This window comes from Variovorax sp. PBL-H6 (assembly GCF_901827155.1).
Lineage (GTDB): Bacteria > Pseudomonadota > Gammaproteobacteria > Burkholderiales > Burkholderiaceae_C > Variovorax.
In genome coordinates this window covers 1,324,416-1,340,822 of the sequence record NZ_LR594659.1, presented here as the reverse complement: position 1 = coordinate 1,340,822, position 16,407 = coordinate 1,324,416, and the positions used below count along the sequence as shown (strand labels likewise).

Sequence of the window (16,407 nt, the reverse complement as noted above, 5' to 3'; positions counted from 1 at the left end):
TCTGTTCTTCGTTTTGTGGCCGCGCTCAGGCAGCGACCGCCGGCTTCGTCATCGCGTGCGGCTCGAGTCCCACATGGGCGTTGTTGCCGCTGCTCGTGAGCTCGACCTCGCGGTCGTGGATCTCGGCGAGCGCGCGCTTGTACTCGTTCGGGAACACCTTGACGAAGCGCGTGCGCGCCACGGCCCAGGTGTCGAGCAGCTCGCGCGCGCGCTTGCTGCCGGTCCAGCGGTGGTGGTCCTCCAGCAGCTTCTTGAGCTTGGCCTCGTCGGTCTCGCCCTCGTGCCAGATCTTGCGGTGCACGCTCGCGGTCTGCTCGGCCGAGGTCAGCACCTTGTCGAGCGAAACCATCGCGAGGTTGCAGCGCGAGGCGAACTGGCCGTCCTCGTCGTAGACGAAAGCGACGCCGCCGCTCATGCCGGCCGCGAAGTTGCGCCCGGTCTTGCCGAGCACCACCACCGTGCCGCCGGTCATGTACTCGCAGCCGTGGTCGCCCGTACCTTCGACCACCGCGGTGGCACCGGACAGGCGAACCGCGAAGCGCTCGCCCGCGACGCCGCTGAGGAAGGCCTCGCCGGTGGTCGCGCCGTACAGCGCGGTGTTCCCCACGATCGTGTTGCGAGTGGCCTCGCCGCGGAAGTCCAGGCTGGGGCGCACCACGACCCGGCCGCCCGAAAGGCCCTTGCCGGTGTAGTCGTTGGCGTCGCCGATCAGGTAAAGCGTGATGCCGCGCGCCAGGAAGGCGCCGAAAGACTGGCCGCCGGTCCCCTCGAGCTGGATGCGGATCGAGTCGTCGGGCAGGCCCTGCGGATGCACCTTGGTCAGCGCGCCCGAGAGCATGGCTCCCACCGAGCGGTTCACGTTGCGCGCCACCTCGATGAACTGCACCTTCTCGCCCTTCTCGATGGCGGGGCGGGACTTCTCGATGAGCTTGTTGTCCAGGCTCTTCGCGAGGCCGTGGTCCTGCGCCTCGACGTGATAGCGCGGCACGTCGGCCGGCACGTTCGGCTGCGCAAAAAGGCGGCTGAAGTCCAGGCCGCGGGCCTTCCAGTGCTCGATGCCCTTGCGGGTGTCGAGCAGATCGGCGCGGCCGATCAGGTCGTCGAACTTGCGGATGCCCAGCTGCGCCATGATCTGGCGCACTTCCTCGGCGACGAAGAAGAAGAAGTTCACGACATGCTCGGGCTTGCCCGAGAACTTCTTGCGCAGCACCGGGTCCTGCGTCGCCACGCCGACGGGGCAGGTGTTGAGATGGCACTTGCGCATCATGATGCAGCCCTCGACCACCAGTGGCGCAGTCGCAAAGCCGAACTCGTCGGCGCCCAGCAGTGCGCCGATGGCGACGTCTCGCCCGGTCTTCATCTGGCCGTCGGCCTGCACGCGGATGCGGCCGCGCAGGCGGTTGAGGACCAGGGTCTGCTGGGTCTCGGCCAGGCCGATTTCCCAGGGGCTGCCCGCGTGCTTGATCGACGACCAGGGCGAGGCGCCCGTGCCGCCGTCATGGCCGGCGATCACCACGTGGTCGCTCTTGCACTTGGCGACGCCCGCCGCGATGGTGCCGACCCCCACCTCGCTGACCAGCTTGACGCTCACGCTGGCATGCGGCGCGACGTTCTTCAGGTCGTGAATGAGCTGCGCCAGGTCTTCGATCGAGTAAATATCGTGGTGCGGCGGCGGCGAGATCAGGCCCACGCCAGGCACGGAATAGCGCAGTTGGCCGATGTAGTTGGAAACCTTGCCGCCGGGCAGCTGGCCACCTTCGCCGGGCTTTGCGCCCTGCGCCATCTTGATCTGCAGTTGGTCGGCCGAAGCCAGGTACTCGGCGGTGACGCCGAAGCGGCCGGAGGCGACCTGCTTGATCTTCGAGCGCAGCGAATCGCCGTCCGCCAGCGGCAGGTCGACCTCGACATTGGCCTCGCCGATCACGCTCTTGAGGCTGTCGCCCACCTTGATGGGGATGCCCTTGAGCTCGTTGCGATAGCGCGCCGGGTCCTCGCCGCCCTCGCCGGTGTTGCTCTTGCCGCCGATGCGGTTCATGGCGACGGCCAGCGTTGCGTGCGCCTCGGTGCTGATCGAGCCCAGCGACATGGCGCCCGTGGCAAAGCGCTTGACGATCTCGCTCGCGGGCTCGACTTCGTCCACGGGAATCGCCTTGGCAGGATCGATCCTGAACTCGAACAGGCCGCGCAGCGTGAGATGGCGCCGGTTCTGGTCGTTGATGAGCTGCGCGTATTCCTTGTAGGTGTTGAAGTTGTTGGCACGCGTGCTGTGCTGCAGCTTGGCGATGGCGTCCGGCGTCCACATGTGCTCTTCGCCGCGCACGCGCCATGCGTATTCGCCGCCGGCGTCCAGCATGCTGGCGAGCACCGGGTCGTCGCCGAAGGCCGCCTTGTGCATGCGGATGGCTTCCTGCGCGATCTCGAAGACGCCGATCCCTTCGACCCGGCTCGCGGTGCCGGTGAAGTACTTGGCCACGGTGTCGCTGTTGAGGCCGATGGCCTCGAAGAGCTGGGCGCCGCAGTAGCTCATGTAGGTGCTGACGCCCATCTTCGACATGATCTTGGACAGGCCCTTGCCGATCGCCTTGACGTAGTTGTAGATCGCCTTCTCGGCACCCAGGTCGCCGGACAGGTCTTCGTGCATCGCGGCGAGCGTTTCCATCGCGAGATAGGGATGCACCGCCTCGGCGCCATAGCCGGCCAGCACGCCGAAGTGATGGACCTCGCGCGCCGAACCGGTCTCGACCACCAGGCCCGCCGTGGTGCGCAGGCCTTCGCGCACCAGGTACTGGTGGATGGCCGAGAGCGCCAGCGGCGCCGGAATGGCAATCTGCGTGGCGCTCACCGCGCGATCACTCACGATCAGGATGTTGTGGCCACCCTTGATGGCGTCGACGGCCTCGGCACACAGCGATGCCAGCTTGGCCTCCACGCCCTCCTCGCCCCAGGCAAGCGGGTAGGTGATGTCGAGCGTGTAGCTCTTGAACTTGCCATGCGTATAGGCGCCGATGTCGCGCAGCTTCGCCATGTCGGCAAAGTCGAGGATCGGTTGGCTCACCTCGAGCCTCATCGGCGGGTTCACCTGGTTGATGTCCAGCAGGTTCGGCTTCGGGCCGATGAAGGACACCAGCGACATCACGATCGCCTCGCGGATCGGATCGATGGGCGGATTCGTGACTTGCGCGAACAGCTGCTTGAAGTAGTTGTAGAGCGGCTTGTTCTTGTTCGACAGTACGGCAAGCGGGCTGTCGTTGCCCATGGAGCCGATGCCTTCCTCGCCGGCTGCGGCCATCGGGCTCATCAGGAACTTGATGTCTTCCTGCGTGTAGCCGAAGGCCTGCTGCCGATCGAGCAGGCTGACCTGGCTTGCCGGCGCCGAGACGGCCTGCGCCTCGACGCTGTCGAGCTTGATGCGCAGGTTCTCGATCCACTGCTTGTAGGGCTTGCTATTGGCGAGTGTGGCCTTGACCTCCTCGTCGTCGATCATGCGGCCCTGCTCCAGGTCGATCAGGAACATCTTGCCGGGCTGCAGGCGCCATTTGCGCACGATCTTCTGCTCTGGCACCGGCAGGACACCGGATTCGGACGCCATGATCACCAGGTCGTCGTCGGTCACGCAGTAGCGTGACGGGCGCAGGCCGTTGCGGTCGAGCGTGGCGCCGATCTGGCGGCCGTCTGTGAAGACGATCGAGGCGGGGCCGTCCCACGGCTCCAGCATGGCCGCGTGGTATTCGTAGAACGCGCGGCGGCGCGGGTCCATGGTCGCGTGCTGCTCCCAAGGCTCGGGAATCATCATCATCACCGCCTGGCTGATCGGGTAACCGGCCATGGTGAGGAGCTCGAGGCAATTGTCGAAGGTGGCGGTGTCGGACTGGTCGGCGAAGCTGATGGGGTAGAGCTTCTGCAGGTCAGCCCCCAGCACCGGCGACGACATCACGCCCTCGCGCGCCTTCATCCAGTTGTAGTTGCCCTTGACGGTGTTGATCTCGCCGTTGTGGGCGACGTAGCGGTAGGGATGGGCCAGCGGCCACTCGGGGAAGGTGTTGGTCGAGAAGCGCTGGTGCACCAGGCCGAGGGCCGAGATGCAGCGCTTGTCCTGCAGGTCAAGGTAGTAGGTGCCGACCTGGTCGGCCAGGAGCAGTCCCTTGTAGACCACCGTGCGGCTCGACATGCTGGGAACGTAGTACTCCTTGCTGTGCTTCAGCTTCAGGCGCTGGATGGCGGCACTGGCGGTCTTGCGGATGACGTAGAGCTTTCGCTCGAGGGCGTCCTGGACGATCACGTCGTTGCCGCGGCCGATGAAGACCTGGCGCAGCAGCGGCTCCTTCTTGCGCACGGCCGGCGACATCGGCATCTCTCGGTTGACGGGAACGTCGCGCCAGCCCAGCAACACCTGCCCTTCGGCCTTGATCGCGCGCTCCAGTTCCTGTTCGCACGCCTCGCGCGAGGCGTGCTCCTTCGGCAGGAAGATCATCCCGACGCCGTATTCGCCGGGCGGCGGCAGCGTGACGCCCTGCTTGGCCATTTCGTCGCGATAGAGCACATCGGGCAGCTGGATCAGGATGCCGGCGCCGTCGCCCATCAGCTTGTCAGCGCCCACTGCGCCGCGGTGGTCGAGATTCTCGAGAATCTTCAGGCCCTGCAGAACGATCGAATGGCTTTTCTCGCCCTTGATGTGAGCCACGAAGCCAACGCCGCAGGCATCGTGTTCGTCAGCGGCGGAATAGAGTCCGTTTTGTTGGAGATAGTCGATCTCGGCAGCCGTGGTCATGGCGCGCTCCTTCAGTTTTTCGCGGGGAAGGGAAGGATATTGCGTTGCACAAATAATGCCAAGCGCTTTATTGGGGGTCAGATTCCCATTAAATTCCGACCTCAAGACTCGGAATTAAATTGGGGACACAACAAATCCGCAAGAGGTGCGGTGAATGCCTTCGGCTCAGCCTCGGGGAGCTCGGGGCCGCCCCGGCCGGGACTTGAGAACCCGCCGCCCGGTGTTCTTTTGCAACGCCTCGAGAAAGGCACCATCGCCGGCGGCCCACCCGTGCAGCGTGGCCTCGGTCAACATGGCCTGGTCGTCCGCCGCTACCCCGCCACGGACCAGATCGGCGTAGGCGGCTTCCCGGGCAAACGGTGTGTTGCCGAGCGACCAGTAGAGCGGATGCGGCGTCACCAGCTTGTCGTGCCGCAGCCCGGCGTAGTGCGCGTGGCTGGACCATGAATAGTCGCGGGCATCGACGACGAGGCCCGCACGCACCGGATTCAGGTCGATGTAGGCCATGCAGGTCAACAGGTAGCGATCGGTCTGGATCAACGTGGATTTGTAGCGCCCCTCCCACAGGGTGCCGGTGCGCCCGTGCCGGTCGTTGAAGTAGCGCACGTAGCGCCGACCCACGGCCTGCATCCACAGCGGCAGGCCGTCGGCGCTCGCGGGCGTGGCCAGCAGGTGGTAGTGGTTGTCCATCAGCACGTAGGCGTGCAGTGCGATGCGGAAGCGAGCCGCGTTCTCGCCGAGCAGGCCCAGCAGCATTTCTCGGTCCGCGTTGTCGATGAAGATGGCCTGGCGGTTGTTGCCGCGCTGGATCACATGGTGCGGCTGCTCGGCCAGCGTGAGACGGGGAAGGCGGGCCATGGCGGGATCAGCCCAGGCGGAAGCGTGTCTCCAGCAGCGACTCCAGCCCGAATTCGGCCAGCAGTTGCTCCAGCCGGGTTGCGGCGCTGGCTTTGCGCTGGCCGGTGCGGCGGGCGATGATCAGCTCGTTCTTCAAGCTGTGCTCCCAACCCACCAGTTCCGTGACGGTGACTTGGTAGCCATTCGCCTCCAGGTAGAGGCAGCGCAGGACGTTGGTGAGCTGGCTGCCGATCTCGCGGGTGTGCAGGGGATGGCGCCAGAGTTCGGCCAGCGGCGTGCGCGAGAGCGACAGCGCCTTGGTCTCGCGCAGGCAGGCCGCGACCTCGGCCTGGCAGCAGGGCACGAGCACCATGAAGCGCGCCTGCTTGGCGAGCCCGAAGGCGATGGCGTCGTCGGTGGCGGTGTCGCAGGCATGCAGCGCGGTCACGACGTCGATCTGCGCCGGGAGCTCGGCCACGTCGGCCGATTCGGCGGCGCTGATGTTGAGGAAGGCCATGCGATCGAACCCGAGCCGCTTCGCCAGTGCGCGCGACTTGTCGACCAGGTCGGCCCGCGTCTCGATGCCATACACATGACCTCCGCCACGCGGGCCGAAGAACAGGTCGTAGAGGATGAAGCCGAGATAGGACTTGCCGGCGCCGTGGTCGGCCAGGCTGGCGTGCGCGCCGTCCTCCGGCAGTTCGACGAGCACCTTCTCGATGAACTGGAACAGGTGGTAGACCTGCTTGAGCTTGCGGCGCGAATCCTGGTTGAGCCGTCCGTCGCGCGTGAGGATGTGCAGCTCTTTCAGCAGTTCGATCGACTGGCCGGGGCGCAGGACTTCCTGCAGCTCGGCTTCGGCCTTCGAAGCCTTGGAAACGGCCTTGTCGTTCATCGCTGTGCTCCGCCGGGACCGACATTCAGCGCCGCCCAGCCTTCGGCGCCGAGCTGCTCCAGGATCTGCATGTTGCGCCCGAAGATGGCGTGCGCATCGGGGAAGGCCTCGACGGCACGGCTCACGCTGTCCTCGCGCAGCAGATGCAGCGTGGGGTACGGCGCGCGATTGGTCGCGTTGGTGATGTCGTCGGGCTCCGCGCCTGCGAACTGGAAGCGTGGATGAAAGCTGGCCAGCTGGAACTGGCCTCCAAAGCCGGCGCGCACCAGGCGACGCTCGGCGCGCGCCGTCAAATCGTTGAAGTCGAGGAAATCGGACAAGGTGTTCGGTGCGATCAGGAGGGTGGTGTCGCGCTCGGAAGCAGGGCAGGCAGCCAGCCCGCGCGCTTCTTCCAGCAGTTCGTCGATCAGGCCATCTTCATCCTTGCGCAGGTACAGCGCGTAGTGGATCTGGCGGCGCGCATGCACAGACTTGGCGAAGGGGCAGAGATTGAGCCCGATGACCGCGCGCTCGAGCCAGCGCTGCGTGTCCGCGCGTGCTTGCGCCGCCGTGACGATCGCATCGCCGCTCATCGTGCAGTCCCCGCAGCGGATCTCGCGGGCGCCACCCGCGCCGCCAGCGCCAGGCCCGCCAGCGAACATGCCAGGGTCACGCCCCACGTCCATTGCCAGCCGCCGACCCGATGGGCGATCCATGCGACCGCCGGCGGCGCGATGAACTGGCCGAGCGAGGAGGCCTGCTGCATCATCCCTACCGTGGTCGAGACTGTCGATGGACCGGGCGCGAGCCGGGTTGAGAGCATGAAGAGGGTCGCAGGGATCATTCCGCCGGCAAGCGAGAACAGGCATACGGCGACGTAGCGCAACGCGGGCGGCAGGCCCACGGTGCTGGCGGGCGCGCCGATCTGCGCGAACGCCGCAACGCCGCCGAGCGCCATGACGACGAAGCCCCAGCGCAGCAGGCGCTCCGGCGCGACGCCGCGCTGCAGGAAGCGGCCGCCGCTGACATTGCCCACGATGTTCATCGCGGCGGCGAGCGCAGTCAGCGCCGCGTTCCAGGCGGCCGGAACGCCGGCGCCGGCATAGATCGCGGGAAGGAAGCCGATGACGGCCATCCATTGTGCGGAGTACACGCCGAAGGCCAGAGCCAGCGTCCGAGGGCCGCTGGCTCGGATCGTGTCGAGCAGGGGCGCGGTCCAGCGCGGTGACAAAGAGGCCGGTATGGCTGGCCGCTGATCGCCAGGGACCGCGAGCAGGACCCAGAGCGCCGCAAGAGCCGAAACTGCCGAAAGCACCCACCACCAGCCCGGCCACCCGCCCCACGCGATCAGGGACGGACCGAGCAGGAGCGCGAGCGCCACGCCCAGGGGCATGTAGGCACCCCAGAGGCCGAGCGCCTTCTTCTCTGCGCCCGGCGGCGACAGGGTGCGGATCAGCCCGGGCCCGGGCATGACCGCCAGCAGGAAACCAACGCCTTCCAGCGCGCGCAAGGCGAGCAGCCAGTGAATGGCACCAGGGCCCGCATCGACCGTGCGCCCGACCCATCCGCCGAGCACGCTCGCGCCCGTGACCAGAGCCAGGCCCGCCAGCATGCTGCGACGCAGGCCGAAGGCATCGGCCACCAGTCCGAAGACCATGCCCAGGCACATGCCCGCCACCTGCACCAGCGACAGCAGGAAGCCTGCTTCCACCAGATCGATGCCCAGCGTCGCCTGCAAGGCCGACACGGCGGGCGGCGGTTTGCCCAGGTGCAGGGCCGCAGCCACACCGGCAAATACCACAGCCAGGGCATTGCGGGGTACGCCGGCGTGCGACGACGTGCGGCTCGCAAGGCAAGCTCTCTGTCTCATTGAAGTGCCTTCGCCTTCGGCTACCGTGCTATTCGCCTTCGGAACGGCCGGGCGGCTCATTGGTCCCACTGCCTTCCCGTGAGGCGTTCGTACTCGCGGATCGCAAAGCGGTCGGTCATGCCGGCGATGTAGTCGGCCACTGCGCGATGGCGATCGTCACGCTGCGCGTAGGAAGCGGGCATCTGCTTGACATCGTCGATGTAGGCCGCGAAGAGTGCGCGGACGACCTCCTTCGCCCGGCTCGTGGTCTGCATGACGCGCGGATGGCGGTAGAGGTTGCGAAAAAGGAACTGCTTGAGTTCCGTGGACTGGGTGCGCATGGTCTCGCTGAAGAGCACCAGCGGCGCGGCGCGGCGCACGCCATCGGCATCGCCCGGCGCTGCCGCCGCGAGCGCGCCGCGCGTGGCGTCGATCACGTCGTAAACCTGGGCGCTGAGCATCCGACGGATGGCTTCGTAGAGCACGCGCCGGCCCTGCAGATTTGGATGCTCCTCCAGCGTCTCTCGCAGGTATTGGCTGAAGAGGGCCACCTCGCCCAGGCGCTCGAGGCCGATGAGGCCTGAACGCACGCCATCGTCGATGTCGTGCGCGTTGTAGGCGATCTCGTCCGCAAGGTTGCACAGCTGAGCCTCGAGGCTCGGCTGCGCACGATCGAGGAAGCGCCGCCCCACTCCGCCGGGCTCCGTGGCCTCCAGGCGCTCGGCGTTGGCGCGGGAGCAATGCTTGAGGATGCCCTCCCGCGTCTCAAAGCTCAGGTTGAGTCCGTCGTACTGCGGATAACGATCCTCGAGCGCATCCACCACCCGCAGGCTCTGCAGGTTGTGCTCGAAGCCGCCATGCGCCTCCATGCAGGCATCGAGCGCATCTTGCCCGGCATGGCCGAAGGGGGTGTGGCCCAGGTCGTGCGCAAGGGCAATAGCCTCCACCAGGTCTTCGTTGAGCCGCAGTGAGCGCGCGATCGATCGGCCCAGTTGCGCAACTTCGAGCGAGTGGGTCAGCCGGGTGCGGAAAAGATCGCCCTCGTGATTGAGGAAGACCTGCGTCTTGTAGACGAGCCGCCGGAAGGCCGTGGAATGCACGATGCGGTCACGATCGCGTTGGAACGCATCGCGCGTCGGAGCCGGGGCCTCGGCATGGCGCCGGCCGCGGGACTGCGCCGGATGACTGGCGTGGGGTGCCAGGCTCATTGTCGCCCCGGCCTGCGATTCAGGCCTCACAGCGCTGTGCCAACACCTCGCGCACGAGGGCGTCGGGGGCGCTGCGCACGACGGCCGAGCCTGGCTTGTCGATCACCACGAAACGGATCTCGCCCGCTTCCGACTTCTTGTCGATGCGCATCAGCTCGAGGTATCGATCCGCGCCCAGCGAGGGGGCGACTACCGGCAGCCCTGCCCGCTTGATCAGCGCAGACAGCCGCGCGACAAACGCCGCATCGGTGCCGCCCAGTCGCTGCGACAGCTCGGCGGCCAGGACCATGCCGCAGCCGACCGCCTCGCCGTGCAGCCAGCGACCGTAGCCCAGACCCGCCTCGATGGCATGACCGAAGGTATGGCCGAAATTCAGGATCGCCCGCAAGCCGGTCTCTCGCTCGTCCAGCCCCACGACCGCGGCCTTGATCTCGCAGCTGCGCCGGACCGCGTGGGCCAGCGCGGCCGGGTCTCGCGCCACCAGCGCTTCGATGTTCGCTTCAATCCAGTCGAAGAAGCGCATGTCGTAGATCGGCCCGTACTTGATGATCTCGGCCAGCCCCGCACTGAGCTCCCGCCGCGGCAGCGTGGCGAGCGTGGAGAGATCGCACAGAACGAGGCGCGGCTGGTAGAAGGCGCCGATCATGTTCTTGCCGAGCGGATGGTTGATCGCTGTCTTGCCGCCGACCGACGAATCGACCTGGGCGAGCAAGGTGGTCGGCACCTGCACGTAGGGCACGCCTCGCATGTAACTGGCAGCGGCAAATCCGGTCATGTCGCCCACCACCCCGCCGCCGAGGGCGACGAGCACCGTCTTGCGGTCGCAGCCATGGCGCAACAGGGCATCGAAAATCAGGTTGAGTGTGGGCCAATCCTTGTGCGCCTCGCCATCGGGAAGTTCCAGCAGGTGCACGGCTCGGAAGCGGCTGGCCAAGGCGTTGCGCAGCCGCTCGCCATAGAGCGGCGCGACGGTGGTGTTCGTGACGATCAGCGCCGCGGCGGCTGCAGGCACGGCGTCGAAGCTCCCGGGCTGGCGGAGCAGCTCACTGCCGATCAAGATCGGATAGCTGCGCTCGCCGAGCTGAATTTCGACGCATTCGGGGGAGGCGGACACTGGCATGGCTCCGAGTTTAGGCGCATGGCGCCGGGTCCAGGCTCAGCCCTGCGGATCGCTTCGGGAGCCCGGGGATATCACGCCGGCGAGCTCCAACTGCATCACGATGATGTTCACCAGCATCGCGACCGAAGGCCGGCCGGTCTCGACAACATCATGAGCCGTCTCGCGGTAGAGTGGGTCGCGTGCACTGTAGAGTTCGTGCAACCGACCCAGCGGGTCGGCCACCTGCAGCAGCGGCCGCTTGACGTCGTGCCGCAGGCGCCTGAACAGGTCCTCGGGCGAGGAGCGCAGGTAGATCACATGGAAGTGGGAGCGCAGTTGGACCCGGTTGGCCTCCCGCAGCACGGAGCCGCCGCCGGTGGACAGGACGCCGCGAGGCGAGGCCGCGAGATCAGCGATCACGCTTTGTTCGAGGTCGCGAAAACTCTGCTCGCCCTCGCGTTCGAAGTAGTCCCGGATGGAACAGCCGATGCGGCGCTCGATCAGCTCATCACTGTCGACGAAAGGCAGATGGAGACGCTGCCCGAGACGCCGGCCCACCGCGGATTTTCCGGCGCCGGGCAAGCCGACGAGTGCGACCGACACGCGGTGCTGCGAACGCGCACGCGCCTTAGCGCGCGGCGTTCCGGTCGGTAATCATCTTCGGGGTGATAAAGACGAGCATTTCGGTCTTGTTGGCAACGCGATTGCGTGTGCGGAACAGCGCCCCGACATAGGGCACTTCACCGAGCACCGGCACGCGCGATTCATCGTTGGTTTCGGTGAGTTCGAAGATACCACCGATGACCACCGTGCCGCCGTTCTCGACCAGCACTTCGGTCTGCACGTGCTTGGTGTTGATGGCAAAGCCTGCCGTCGTCGCCTGGCCGACCGTGTCCTTGTTGACGTCCAGCGTCAGGATGATGTTGCCCTCGGGCGTGATCTGCGGTGTGACCTCGAGCTTCAGGTTGGCCTTGCGGAAGGCGATCGAGGTGGCGCCGCTGGAGGTCGCAACCTGGTAGGGCAACTCCGTGCCCTGCTCGATCAAAGCCTTGGTCTGGTCTGCAGTCACAACGCGGGGGCTGGACACCACCTTGCCCTTGCCGTCTGCTTCGAGCGCAGAGATTTCCAGATTCAGCATGCGCGAGAAGCTGGAATTGAACAGAGAGATGGCGAAGGTTCCCGGCGCGTTGCCGTTGCCTTGTACGCCAGTCGACGGCAAGTTCACGAAATTCGAGTTCGTGAAGGTGGTGAGTGCGCTGGCCGGGGTGGTAGCGGTCGCGCCAGTCACGACGGGCATAGCGCCGAGGTTGCCGAACACCGGGCGGCCGTTGTTGGAGCCCACGGTGCCGCCTGAGATGCCGCCGCCGAGCCGCACGCCCAGCGACTTGCCGAAGGTGTCCGACGCCTCGACGATCCGTGCCTCGATCAGTACCTGCCGCACCGGAATGTCCAGCTTCTGGATGAGCTCGGCGACCTGTTGCAGGCGCGAGGGAATGTCCGACACGAAAAGCTGGTTCGTGCGCGATTCGGCAATCACGCTGCCGCGCGGGCTCAGGATGCGGGTCGTGGTGCCTGAGCCGCCGCCGCTGGAGGCGCCCGTGCCCGTCAGGCCCTGCGCAATTGCGACGGCCTTGGTGTAGTTCAGTTGGAAGGACTGGGTGCGCAGGGGCTCTAGGTTCTGGATCGCAGCCTGGGCCTCGAACTCGAGCTTTTCCTTCGCGTTGATTTCGTCCTTGGGCGCAATCCACAGCACGCTGCCGTTCTTGCGCATGCCCAGGTTCTTGGCCTGCATGATGATGTCGAGGGCCTGATCCCAGGGCACGTCCTTCAGGCGAAGGGTGAGCGCGCCGGTCACGGAGTCCGAGGTCACGATGTTGAAGTTGGTGAAGTCGGCGATCACCTGAAGCAGCGAGCGGATCTCGATGTTCTGGAAGTTCAGCGACAGCTTCTCGCCGGTGTAGCCCACGCCCTGGGTCAGCTTGGTTGGGTCCACCTTGCGCGGGCGCACCTCGACCACGAACTGGTTCTCGCTCTGGTAGGCGCTATGCTCCCAATCACCCTTGGGCTCAATGGTCATGCGCACGCGGTCACCGGCCTGCTGGGTGGTGACGGTCTGCACCGGCGTGCCGAAGTCCGACACATCAAGGCGGCGGCGCAGGCCCTCTGGCAGCGTCGACTTGGTGAATTCCACCACCAGGCTGCGGCCCTGCTGGCGGATGTCGACGCCCACCTGGTTGTTGGCAAGATCGACGATCACACGCCCCGTGTTGTCCGAACCCAGGCGGAAATCGACGTCGCGCAGCGGCAGCGTATCGCGATTGCGGTTCTCGGCAAAGGCCTGCGGCGTCGAGGCCACGAGCGCGGCACCCGGGACAGGCTCCAGTGAAACGAGGAGCGACTTGCCCTGGATCTCGGCCTTGTACGCGGTGGCCTGCTTGAGGTTCAGCACCAGACGGGTACGTTCACCTGCCTGGACCACATTGACGGAACGAAGGTTGCCCTGGTTGACATCGATGGTCGAGCGGCCGATGGCGTTGGTCACGCCCGGAAAATCGAGTGCGATGCGCGCCGGCGTCTGAATCGCGAAGCCTGTAGGCACAGCGGCCAGCGGTTGCGTCAGGTCGACCCGGATGACCTCGGCACCCGACTGCATCGAACTGGTGACCGACTCGATGGCGTTCTGCGCATGCGCCGCCGCTGCCGCGCCGAGCGCGAGCAGGCTGACGCCGACCACGCGCAGCCACTGCGCGAACCTTGAATTCTTCATTTCGACCTCTCTTGCAACTGCAGCGTCGCCACGCGTTCGATCCATTCACCGGCGGCGTCCTGCACGATTTCACGCAAGGCGAGTTCGGTTTCGCTGATACGGGTGATGCGCCCGTAGTTGAGTCCCAGATAGTTTCCGACCCGAACCTGATAGAGCAGCTTGTCGACGGTGACCAGGGCCACCGGCTGACCATTGCGGTTCATGCTGCCCACCATCGCCATCGAGTCGAGCGGGAAAGCTTCGAGTGCTTCCTTGCGGCGAGCCAACTCAGGCGCGATGAGACCCGAGGTGCTCGGCTGGGCCGAGTCGCGGCGCAAAGCCTGCGTGAGCTTCTGCATGTTGAAGGGCTCGAACGCACTGGCCTCGGTATAGGCTTGGGGTGTGAATTTCTTCGGCTCTGTGATGGGCGGCACCGTGGGGCGCACATTTGCCCGCTGTTCGGCCATCCATTGTTGGAGCTCTTCCTGGTCCGAGCCCATGCAGCCGCTCAGGACGACAGCCGCAACGCCGACGCACAGCGCAAACGCAAGCCTGCTCATTTCTTCTTCGCTCCCGCCACAGCTCGCTTCTGGGCCGCCTGCTCTTCGTCGTCCAGGTAACGGAAGGTCCTCGCAGTGGCATCCATCGTCAGCATGCCGTCTTTTGCGGGGACGACGGCCAGGTTGTTCAAGGTCACGATGCGCGAGAGATTGGCAATGTCCGCTGCGAAGGCACCCATGTCGTGATAGCGCCCGGTCACGCGCACGGCAATCGGCAGCTCGGCGTAGTAGTCCTTCACGACCACCTGGCCCGGCCGGAACAGCTCGAATTGCAGGCTGCGCCCGAGACCGGCCTGATTGATGTCGGATAGCAAGGCGTCCATTTCGGCCTTGCTCGGGAGCTGCTTCTCGAGCAGCGTCACATACTGCTGAACCTGCTCCCGCTGCTTTTTCAACAGTTCGAGATTGGCCGCCTGACCCACCTTCTTCTGGTAGTCGGCCCTGAGCGCGACTTCCTTGGTTCGCTCGGCCTCGAGCTCATCGTTTGAATTGGTAAGCCAGACGAACCACAGGGCCACCAGAACGAGGGCGGTGACCAGCACGCAAAGCGCGTAGCGTGGTACCGGCGGCCAGACGGAGGGATCGTTCGGATTTAGACCGCGGAACTGATCGCCGAAGCGCTGAAGAGCACCGGCGAAGTCGATGTCGGAGGATGCGCGTTGGGTTGCCATGATGACGCTCAGCCTTTTCCTGCGGCGGACGTCGGCGCACTGCCGGCCCCAGGGGCCGCCTTTTGTGCATCCGTCGGCCGTTTGAGTCCGATACGCATGGTGAAATTCGCCACGCGCCGCTGGTCGCGGGGGCTTAAATTGACATTGCCGGAGGTGATTTCCACCAACTCAGGCTTGACCAGCCAGGGGCTGTTGTTGCCCAGGTTGCGCAACAGTTCCGAAACCCGCTCGTTGGACTGCGCCTGACCCAGGAGGGTGACGGTCTGGTTGTCCTGCTTCATGCTCGTCAGGTAGACGCCATCGGGCAACTGCCGCACGAGTTCGTTGAGCAGGTGGACCGGCATGTTGCGGTCGCCCTGAAGATCCTCGACGGCTTGCTGACGAGCGCGCAAGGCCGCGATTTCGGCCTGAAGGGTCGAGATTTCCTTGATCTCGGCCTCGAGTTTCTTGATCTCGGCCTGAAGGAAGCTGTTCTTGCCCTGCTGGCTCGAGATCTGGGCCTGGTACCAGAGATAGGCGCCACCTGCAATCAGAAAGCCTGCCACGGCCGAAGCACCCAGAGCGGCATAGAAGGTTTCGCGCCGGCGCTTGCGCGCTGCCTCCCGGTGCGGGAGCAGGTTGATCAAGATCACTGCAGGAACCTCCGCATGGCAAGCCCGCATGAGGTCAGGTAGGAAGGCGCCTCGCGCCGCACCTTCTTCTCGCGGATGCCGCCTCCGATCTCCATTCCATCGAAGGGATTGACGAGCGAGCAGGCAAAGGAGGTCTGCCGTGTCACGGCGCTGGTGAGGCCCGGCAACGCAGCCGACCCGCCCGCGAGCAGGACATAGTCGACACGGTTGTGCGGCGTGCTGGTAAAGAAGAACTGCAGTGCCCGCGCGATCTCCTGGGCAATGCTCGCCACAAAGGGCTTGAGCACGCCCGAGCCATAGTCGTCGGGCAGGTCGCCGCTTCGTTTCTTTGTCTCCGCCTCTTCCGCGGAAAAGCCGTACTGGCGCACGATCAGCTGTGTCAGCTGGGCGCCCCCGAAGGCCTGATCGCGGTCGTAGAGCACTTCCTGGTTGCGAAGCACCTGCATGCTGGTGGTGAAGGCACCCACCTCGAACAGGGCCACCACGGCATCGCGGCCCTGGCCAGGCAACTGCTCAATCAGCCGCGCCGTCGCCAGTCGTGACGCATAAGATTCGACGTCGAGAATCACGGCCTTGAGGCCTGCCGCTTCGGCAAGGCCCTGCCGGTCCTGGACCTTTTCCTTGCGCGAAGCGGCGATCAGGACTTCGACATCGCCGGTCGAAGTGGCACTCTGCCCGATGACGCAGAAGTCCAGACTCACCTCATCGAGGGAAAAGGGAATGTACTGATTGGCTTCCGACTCGACCTGGATCTCGAGCTCCTGCTCGCTCATGCCGCCGGGCAGGACGATCTTCTTGGTGATGACTGCCGAGGGCGGCAGAGCCAGTGCGGCATTCTTGGTACGGCTGCCGCTCTTGCGCACGGCGCGCCGCACGGCCTCGGCCACCTCATCGAATTTCTCGACATTGCCATCGGTGATCCAGCCTCGCTCCAGGGGCTCGATCGCGCAACGTTCCAGAACCAACTTGCCGCTGGCATCGCGGCCGAGCTCGACCAGCTTCACGCTGGATGAGCTGACGTCCAACCCGAGCAGAGGCGCGGGTTGACGGCTGAACAGCGATCCCAAAGCAGCCAAGTTATATCCCGTTGTGTTTGTAACGATTAGAAATAATTACGTGTGGTTGCATGCTAGCAGGAGGTGTACAGCCAACCAAGCGCATTG

The 16,407-nt window shown here is 65.6% G+C and carries 13 protein-coding genes; all 13 read right to left on the bottom strand.

Going from position 1 to position 16,407, the window contains the following annotated elements; all coding sequences use genetic code 11:
- Positions 1-25: 25 nt before the first annotated feature.
- The 13 genes from G3W89_RS06325 to G3W89_RS06265 all read right to left on the bottom strand — a co-directional run bounded on the left by G3W89_RS06325 (position 26) and on the right by G3W89_RS06265 (position 16,320).
- Positions 26-4,768, bottom strand: a complete 4,743-nt coding sequence (locus G3W89_RS06325; protein WP_162573292.1) for a glutamate synthase-related protein — start codon at positions 4,766-4,768, stop codon at positions 26-28.
- A gap of 165 nt (positions 4,769-4,933) precedes the next feature.
- Positions 4,934-5,626: a transposase gene (locus G3W89_RS06320; protein WP_162573291.1), complete on the bottom strand. Its 693-nt coding sequence runs from the start codon at positions 5,624-5,626 to the stop codon at positions 4,934-4,936.
- Between the two features lie 7 nt (positions 5,627-5,633).
- Positions 5,634-6,500 carry a class I SAM-dependent methyltransferase gene (locus tag G3W89_RS06315; protein WP_162573290.1) on the bottom strand — a complete coding sequence of 289 codons (867 nt, stop codon included), beginning with the start codon at positions 6,498-6,500 and terminating at the stop codon, positions 5,634-5,636.
- Entirely contained in the window at positions 6,497-7,072 is a 576-nt protein-coding gene (locus G3W89_RS06310; protein WP_162573289.1) for a DUF1415 domain-containing protein, read from the bottom strand. The genes G3W89_RS06315 and G3W89_RS06310 overlap by 4 nt, the downstream gene beginning before the upstream one ends.
- On the bottom strand, positions 7,069-8,349 hold the full coding sequence (locus G3W89_RS06305) for an MFS transporter (RefSeq protein WP_162573288.1): 1,281 nt from the start codon (positions 8,347-8,349) through the stop codon (positions 7,069-7,071). Before G3W89_RS06305 ends, G3W89_RS06310 begins: the two co-directional genes overlap by 4 nt.
- Before the next feature lie 56 nt (positions 8,350-8,405).
- Positions 8,406-9,536 carry a deoxyguanosinetriphosphate triphosphohydrolase gene (locus G3W89_RS06300; protein WP_162573287.1) on the bottom strand — a complete coding sequence of 377 codons (1,131 nt, stop codon included), beginning with the start codon at positions 9,534-9,536 and terminating at the stop codon, positions 8,406-8,408.
- Between the two features lie 19 nt (positions 9,537-9,555).
- The gene (gene aroB, locus G3W89_RS06295; protein WP_162573286.1) at positions 9,556-10,656 is read right to left on the bottom strand and encodes a 3-dehydroquinate synthase; all 1,101 of its coding nucleotides are present in this window, start codon (positions 10,654-10,656) and stop codon (positions 9,556-9,558) included.
- Between the two features lie 36 nt (positions 10,657-10,692).
- Positions 10,693-11,238: a shikimate kinase gene (locus tag G3W89_RS06290; protein ID WP_162573285.1), complete on the bottom strand. Its 546-nt coding sequence runs from the start codon at positions 11,236-11,238 to the stop codon at positions 10,693-10,695.
- Positions 11,239-11,263: 25 nt separating this feature from the next.
- Complete coding sequence (gene pilQ, locus G3W89_RS06285) at positions 11,264-13,402, bottom strand: type IV pilus secretin PilQ (RefSeq protein ID WP_162573284.1); 2,139 nt, start codon at positions 13,400-13,402, stop codon at positions 11,264-11,266.
- On the bottom strand, positions 13,399-13,881 hold the full coding sequence (locus tag G3W89_RS06280; protein ID WP_443083151.1) for a pilus assembly protein PilP: 483 nt from the start codon (positions 13,879-13,881) through the stop codon (positions 13,399-13,401). The genes pilQ and G3W89_RS06280 overlap by 4 nt, the downstream gene beginning before the upstream one ends.
- A gap of 56 nt (positions 13,882-13,937) precedes the next feature.
- A complete protein-coding gene (locus G3W89_RS06275) occupies positions 13,938-14,612 on the bottom strand; it encodes a type 4a pilus biogenesis protein PilO (RefSeq protein ID WP_162573282.1) in 675 nt (224 codons plus the stop codon).
- 8 nt (positions 14,613-14,620) lie between these two features.
- Complete coding sequence (locus tag G3W89_RS06270) at positions 14,621-15,244, bottom strand: PilN domain-containing protein (protein WP_162573281.1); 624 nt, start codon at positions 15,242-15,244, stop codon at positions 14,621-14,623.
- A complete protein-coding gene (locus tag G3W89_RS06265) occupies positions 15,241-16,320 on the bottom strand; it encodes a pilus assembly protein PilM (protein WP_162573280.1) in 1,080 nt (359 codons plus the stop codon). Before G3W89_RS06265 ends, G3W89_RS06270 begins: the two co-directional genes overlap by 4 nt.
- Positions 16,321-16,407: the final 87 nt, after the last annotated feature.

What these genes read in the sequence shown, in the direction of transcription:
- G3W89_RS06275 (WP_162573282.1), bottom strand. Translation starts at nt 14,612, where the DNA reads ATGGCAACCCAACGCGCATCCTCCGACATCGACTTCGCCGGTGCTCTT.
- pilQ (WP_162573284.1), bottom strand. Translation starts at nt 13,402, where the DNA reads ATGAAGAATTCAAGGTTCGCGCAGTGGCTGCGCGTGGTCGGCGTCAGC.
- G3W89_RS06320 (WP_162573291.1), bottom strand. Translation starts at nt 5,626, where the DNA reads ATGGCCCGCCTTCCCCGTCTCACGCTGGCCGAGCAGCCGCACCATGTG.
- G3W89_RS06305 (WP_162573288.1), bottom strand. Translation starts at nt 8,349, where the DNA reads ATGAGACAGAGAGCTTGCCTTGCGAGCCGCACGTCGTCGCACGCCGGC.
- aroB (WP_162573286.1), bottom strand. Translation starts at nt 10,656, where the DNA reads ATGCCAGTGTCCGCCTCCCCCGAATGCGTCGAAATTCAGCTCGGCGAG.
- G3W89_RS06280 (WP_443083151.1), bottom strand. Translation starts at nt 13,881, where the DNA reads ATGGGCTCGGACCAGGAAGAGCTCCAACAATGGATGGCCGAACAGCGG.
- G3W89_RS06325 (WP_162573292.1), bottom strand. Translation starts at nt 4,768, where the DNA reads ATGACCACGGCTGCCGAGATCGACTATCTCCAACAAAACGGACTCTAT.
- G3W89_RS06300 (WP_162573287.1), bottom strand. Translation starts at nt 9,536, where the DNA reads ATGAGCCTGGCACCCCACGCCAGTCATCCGGCGCAGTCCCGCGGCCGG.
- G3W89_RS06315 (WP_162573290.1), bottom strand. Translation starts at nt 6,500, where the DNA reads ATGAACGACAAGGCCGTTTCCAAGGCTTCGAAGGCCGAAGCCGAGCTG.
- G3W89_RS06310 (WP_162573289.1), bottom strand. Translation starts at nt 7,072, where the DNA reads ATGAGCGGCGATGCGATCGTCACGGCGGCGCAAGCACGCGCGGACACG.